Origin of the sequence: Pedobacter gandavensis (genome assembly GCF_032678745.1) — a bacterium.
GTDB classification, from domain to species: domain Bacteria; phylum Bacteroidota; class Bacteroidia; order Sphingobacteriales; family Sphingobacteriaceae; genus Pedobacter; species Pedobacter gandavensis_C.
On the sequence record NZ_JAVTST010000002.1, the window covers coordinates 867,241 to 874,163 of the forward strand.

3 protein-coding genes, 1 tRNA gene and 1 pseudogene are annotated in these 6,923 nt (G+C 35.0%); 2 read left to right on the forward strand and 3 right to left on the reverse strand.

What is annotated here, in order from left to right:
• Positions 1 to 110 precede the first annotated feature (110 nt).
• Together R2S10_RS11415 and R2S10_RS11420 are read right to left on the reverse strand one after the other, a co-directional pair.
• A complete protein-coding gene (locus R2S10_RS11415) occupies positions 111 to 1,550 on the reverse strand; it encodes an LptF/LptG family permease (protein WP_316840568.1) in 1,440 nt (479 codons plus the stop codon).
• 30 nt (positions 1,551 to 1,580) lie between these two features.
• The gene (locus R2S10_RS11420; RefSeq protein WP_182961866.1) at positions 1,581 to 1,961 is read right to left on the reverse strand and encodes an START-like domain-containing protein; all 381 of its coding nucleotides are present in this window, start codon (positions 1,959 to 1,961) and stop codon (positions 1,581 to 1,583) included.
• 553 nt (positions 1,962 to 2,514) lie between these two features.
• On the opposite strand from R2S10_RS11420, the gene R2S10_RS11425 reads away from it, so the two are divergent.
• Both R2S10_RS11425 and R2S10_RS11430 read left to right on the forward strand, forming a co-directional pair.
• Positions 2,515 to 2,588: transfer RNA gene (locus R2S10_RS11425), tRNA-Met, on the forward strand.
• Positions 2,589 to 3,210: 622 nt separating this feature from the next.
• Positions 3,211 to 4,275: pseudogene (locus R2S10_RS11430) on the forward strand (IS3 family transposase).
• 448 nt (positions 4,276 to 4,723) lie between these two features.
• Here the strand turns inward: R2S10_RS11430 and R2S10_RS11435 are convergent.
• Positions 4,724 to 6,481, reverse strand: a complete 1,758-nt coding sequence (locus tag R2S10_RS11435; protein WP_316840569.1) for a S8 family peptidase — start codon at positions 6,479 to 6,481, stop codon at positions 4,724 to 4,726.
• Positions 6,482 to 6,923: the final 442 nt, after the last annotated feature.

The following is a 6,923-nucleotide window of genomic DNA, read 5'->3' on the forward strand; positions in this document are numbered from 1 at the left end:
TTAACTATTAAGATTAAGTACAAAGTTACAACCTTCCTATTCAATATTCAGTGCCAAAATATCATAAATAAGTAATGAATATTCAACAATATATGAATACATGACCTGCATTAAGCTTTCTTATCTGAGGGTTGTTTCTTACTTTTAAAAAGGCCCATCACCAATTGTTTAATTGCATTAACATCAAACAAAGCTGAATCAACAGTTGCTTTATAAGTAAGAAATGCGCCTACAGGAGATAAGATAATTATTGCCAACCATGGTCCAAAAAATGGTGCTAATGACCCTGTTATTGCAGATTTCTCCGCTACTGTAGCAATGATATGGTAAATTAGAAAGAATATGATCGCCATGACGACCGGCAAACCTAGTCCCCCTTTTCTAATAATTGCACCTAATGGTGCCCCCAAGAAGAACAGAAGAAGACAAGACGCAGCTAAAGTAAATTTCTTTTGATATTCTATTTCAACTTTAATAAGATTACGAATCCTATCGGCATGATCGGATAACCTGCCAGAAACAGTTTGTTTAACGGAATTTGATTGGTCTAAGGCAGATTGAATAGATCGCAACCTATCTCCGACCGGCAAGACACTCAATACAGACCCCTTAATTATCTTTTCAGGAACGTTGACCTTAGTATAGCCTTTCACATAGTTATTTTGTTTAAAATAGCTAGAAAGAGTCATACTGGAAAATTTATTGAGACTATCTAATTCTTTTGTTAATGAATCTTGTTTCTTGACTAATCCCTTCAAATTGAGCATTTGAGTATTATTTCGAAATCCTTGCTCATCCGTTCGATTCATTTTAAAACTCGATATATCAAACTTTTGATCCGTCTCCTTAAATCTCATTCGGGTAAACCGCTGTCTTGGGTTATAAGAAGAGTTCTCTCCGCTTGATTCTTCATATCTAACCCCGTTCTTTAACTTTAAAAGTAGGTGCTTATCATCACTAGCCATTTTTCCTTCTTTTGCAATAATGATCTTAGCTATACCATTATTACTAGTATGATCATAAATCATCACCCCTTCCAGAGAAACTCCATCTTCACCCTTCTTATCCACTCTAATTGAATACCCTGGAATACTACTATTAAAAACACCCTCTTTAATTAAAAAAGATAATTTCTTATTTCTTATGTCCCACAATAAAGAACCAAATTTCAAATTAGCTTTTGGTAGCATCACATCTGAGAATAAAAAAGACCCAATTGCGATAAACACAATTAGTACCAACAACGGCATCATTGCTTTTTGGAGCGATACCCCTGCAGATTTTATAGCTACTAACTCATAATTCTCACCTAATGTTCCAAAGGTCATAATAGACGACAAGAGAATTGAAAGGGGAAGTGCCATCGAAACATTTGCAGCTGATGCATAATACATCAGCTCAAGAATCACATACCACTCAAAACCCTTTCCAATTAAATCATCAACGTACTTAAATAAAAAGAACATCAATAATATAAACATCACAATAAAAAATGTGACGAAAAAAGGCCTAATAAATGCTTTGAGCAGAAGTAAATGAATCTTTTTCAATATGCAAATGTAAGCAAAGCAACTGAAAAACTATGCTCCTAACACACTATGTAAATAGGTAATTTGATTATCCCATATTAAGGTACGCTCTGCAAGTGTGTCTTCTGTCGCAAAATCTGTAATCGAAAGCGCTACATCATTCGTAAGTTCATCTTGAACAATTTCCATTTCAAAATAACAATGAGGTTCATCATCAATCCACTTAAACTTGACTAGTTTATTTTCTTTAATACTCAAAAGCTTCGCTTTTTGTACTTCATCATCCCATGTAAATGTATAAACCTGATCACGGAAAATTACATCATCTGCAAACCATTGAGATAAGCCATTTGGCTCACTAATGAAGCTAAACAAAATACGCGGGGAAGATCTCAATTCATATTCTAACGTAAACTTTTTCTTTTCTGACATTGATGGATCCTTACATTCTGAACTAATGGACTATTCTTTTTTTATTTATTTCTAAAGAAAAGTAATATAATCTATATTTGCAACTCTTTAGAAAAGAAGATGTCTGGCAAATTGATTCCAATGATTAGGCCATGAAATGATTAGACTCCTCAATATCTCTACCTACACTTCATAATCAGAATTTTCAGAATATTTCTATTAGATTCACATACTAATAGATGACGTTAATATGTGGTTTCGACACTAGATCTGGTATTTTTACATCATATTCAATATGCAAAAGATTTACTATCTATATTTTCAAAACATGTCTAGAAGAGACGAAAATGATAAAAAATTAATTAGTGTTTATCAAATTTCTATCTTAAAATGAATACAAGAAAAATTCAAATCCATCAAATTACTGTTCCGATTTATCTCCCTGCAGAAAAACAAATTAAAATAACTAACTCATTATCAAACTAAAAACCCTATACATAGGCTTATTTCACATTTTTTTTCGTTATTTAAAAGCATTATCCTATATTTGCAGCTCTTTAGAAAGAAGACGCCCGGCGGGGTAGCTCAGATGGTTAGAGCGCAGGATTCATAACCCTGAGGTCGGCAGTTCGATCCTGCTCCCCGCTACTAGAAAAAAGCTCACTGAAAAGTGGGCCTTTTTTACGTTTAACACTTTTTAATTAGATCCAGTAGAATTCGGGACCAAGACCAAAAGATTCTGTATTAATTCATGAGAGCTATTATGGATAATGAAAATTTCCACATCAAACTTTAACTCCTCCTTCGTAATCGGATCGTATTAACGTTTTGCCCAAAGGCTTTCCCTCAGATTGTGATACGCGATTTGCTTTTACTAAGCCATCAGATGTTTTTTTTCATATCAACGTTGAAGGTGGCATAATACAGAAAGTTCAGAGTCAATTTACCAGAATTGGATTTTAATAGAGAGGGCAATGCGAATGAAATGAGATTTCTCGACTTTTAAAAAATCCATTCACACAGTGCCAGGCCATCTTGATACTCTATCTACTCATTCCCTGGGGAAAGCTAAGAACTTTCCTCTTTATTTACTTAAGTTGTAACCCCTCCTAAAAATCGAACTGTGTAAAAGGTGAAAATTCGTAACTGACCTCCGCCCGAAAAACCAGACAGCTGAGAATTCGAAAAAATCCGGACAATTACGTAATTCAAACATACAGTAATTGACACGAAAAAGAGCAAGTTTACCGAAGCGTAGATAGCTTTTGAGATGCAACAGGCAGAAACGGAAGTCTCTGTCGAAGAAGTGTGCCGGAAGATGGGCATTCACCAGGCAACATTTTATAACTGGAAGAAGAAATTTGGAGGTCCCGGGTCACTGAACTGCGGCGTTTACGTCAACTGGAGGATGAGAATGCCAAACTCAAACAACTGGTAGCAGATTTAAGTCTGGACAAATATATGCTGCAGGATGTACTTAAAAAAAGCTTCAAGGCCAGCCCAGTCGAAGGGGCTGGCCGAAGCTTTAGTGGCCAGTTACAAAGTTTCTGTGCACCGGGCTTGTGTGGTCACCAAATTTTGTTGCTACATGTAGTATTACAAAAAGCTAGGCCGTGATGATCAAGTAATCAAAATTCGGATGAAGGAAATTGCAGAAACCCGGCTCAGATATGGCAGTGAAAGGATCTTCACATTACTTCGCCGGGAAGGATTTAAGGACAGTTATAACAGGGTTTATAGGCTATACAAGCTTGAAGGACTAAATCTGCGTAGTAAAAGACCTAGAAGAAACCGAGCGGCTGCACATCGCTTAGAAAGAGTACAGCCCTCGCATTTACATGAATGCTGGAGCATGGATTTTGTAACCGATCAGTTGTTTGACGGGCGTAAATTCAGGTCCTTAACTATAGTGGATAATTATACAAGATTTTGTCTGGATATCTATCCCGATCAGGGAATTAAAAGAGAGCAGGTCGTAATGGTATTAAGAGGAATGCAATGCCACTCCAAAAAAATAAGATTTGACAATGGAAGCGAATTTATTTCCAAAGTTTTGGATAAATGGGCTTATGAAAACCAGGTGACACTTGATTTTTCAAGGCCTGGAAAACCTACTGATAATGCGTATATTGAATCCTTCAATGGAAGTTTCCGGGATGTGTGCTTAAACACCAACTGGTTCCTGTCAATGGAAGATGCCATAGAAAAAATTGATGCATGGAGAACCGAATATAGTACCTTTAGACCTCACAGTTCCTTACGCGGATTGACTCCTCAGGAGATGTGTGAAAATAGCCAAATGAAGTCCGGTTTTTCGACTTTAGCGGTGTCTTAAATTCGGGGGAGGTCATAAATTTGGATTCTCGTTAGCAGACCGGTTCGAAAAAAAGGAGGGTTACAAAGTGATTTAAAAATTGGGAACAGAAATCACATAACTTCATTTAGATGCAACCTAAAGGAACAATAAAAGTTAAAGGTAAAAAGAGGCTAATGGTAAAATGGAACTTAATAGGAATCATGATTCCTTGGAAATGCAATTCAGGTATCGATACTATAAGAGTTCCCTTAATAGAGTTATTTATTTATGCTCAATATCATAGGATAAAATTCTTAATAAAAACCCAATTGCAATAAATAGCTGTCCAAAACAAAATTAATCCGCTAAATTTACAGGAAATCACATATTAAAAAAAACCTTACTTACCAATAAAACACAAAATTTACACATCCTGGAATCAGCATCTCATTATGTATGAATTAGTCAAGATATTTAAATGATTAGACTATTTGTAGTACTTCTCTGCTAATTTTAGGGCCTCATAGGCATTAACTATACCACCACTAGTACATAGATCAGAGAAAGGCACACGTATACCCTGACCTTTACTATTAACCAATTTTACTTTCTGAACTACCTTGGAAACTGATTTTAGAATAATTTCCCGCACCTGCACAGCAGTTAAATCAGGATAATAACTTAAAATTAAGGCGGCTAATCCAGATACTACCGGTGCCGCCATACTAGTTCCATCCAATTCCTCATAAAGTGAGCCCGGTATAGTAGAATTAATCATAAATCCAGGAGCAAAGACATCTACACTGTATTTACCATAGTTGGAAAATGATGTTTTCAAGGATGCATCATTTTTATAGGTACTAGCACCTACTTCAATCCAATTTTCGGCATGAGGCAAACTAAATTTCAATGAATCGATATCATCATTAATATTCATTTTCAAACTAGATTTACCCAGGTTTTGCCTCGATACCCGACCATTTAATGGATGAAAGGAAATCGTCTTAGCTGCAAATTTATCAATTCTAGCCTTATACGTTCTAAGTTCAGGACTATCATAATACTTATTCGGATAATTCTCTTCTTTGTCAATATTAAGATTATCATTACCCGCTGCATGAACGAGTAATACACCTTTCTTTTCAGCATACTTAACAGCTTCATCAACAATTTCTTTATCCCATTTATAGCCTTTGCCAAAACTCATATTAATGACCTTGGCGCCATTATCGACTGCGTACCTAATTGCATTTGCTACGTCCTTGTCACGCTCATCCCCTTCCGGAACTACCCTAATCACCATTATCTTGATACAATTGGCAACACCATTAATCCCAATAGAATTATTGCGAGTAGCACCAATAATTCCTGCCACATGAGAACCATGCTTAGCATTTGGGCCCACTACGTCATTATTGCCATAATACCTTTCATTAGAATTAGAATAGTCATCACCAACCCATTCTAATCTACCGTCATATTTTGGATTTAAATTATATCTTAACATAACATCATACTGCTTGTAAGCGTCTTTGATCTCTTTATGGAATTTCTCTATCCCTCCGCTATCTTTAGTTCCAGATTTGATGATCTTTTTAACATATTGTTCCGTATCGTCTTCAACTTTGTACTTTTCAATTTCTTCCAATGACGGAATCAGTTTATTATGGAGTAAACCTACCGCATCAAACATTTTATTAATTGCGAATACTATTCTAAATGTTTGATCAGCTTCATCATATTTTTTACCAAACTCTGCCGTAACTTTAGTGTACAATTCGAATTCCCCCTTCTGAATACTATCAAGTATTGTCGATTTAATAGTAGACTTATACTTTGGGGCATATTCCCTATAAATTCTAATCAATTCAAGATTATCATAAGCCAAATTTCCACGCTTAGATCCTATAAAATTCCATCCATGAATATCATCAATATAACCATTCCCATCATCATCAATTTCATTTCCTGGAATCTCCCCCTTATTTAACCATAAAACTTCTTTAAGATCATCGTGAGTAATGTCTATACCTCCGTCAATTATAGCAACTATTACCTGTTTCTTAGGCTTTTTGTCACGTAGTACCTGATTATATGCACGATCAATACTTATACCAAAGAAACCATCCATTAAGAGATCTAAATTGAACCAGTTAGGTGGTAACTTTACATCTCTATTTTGAGAAAAAACCGAAACATTCAATAACAATAGAAACACGGTAAAAAAGACACTATTAACTCTCATACTAATCGTAATTATGTTAATTACAATAATACGGTTTTATTAGATCCACAAATGATCTTAAGCCATATTTTAACCACAGGTAACAATTGAAAAGAATAAAGAGCCATTCTTTAAATTAGTCAAAATTACATTAGAATAATCACCACTGTACAGGCCACATTCCACAAACATAATAATTTCATTTTTGACTAAGATAAGAAGTCGATCATTTTTATAATAGTCGATTCAGTAGTAAGTTGATAGAATCAATTACCATCGATGATCAGCGAACTCCGTTTAAAAATCTTAGAGCAGCAATGCACAAATAAAATGCCTTTTGAATAAAAGAAAGTTTAAATAGCATGATATTGAAAAATTACTGATCCAAAAATCCCAATAAGAGCTTTATTTTTTATACCAGTCCTTAAGAATAGTACCAGAGCTACAACAGAAGATACGGTAT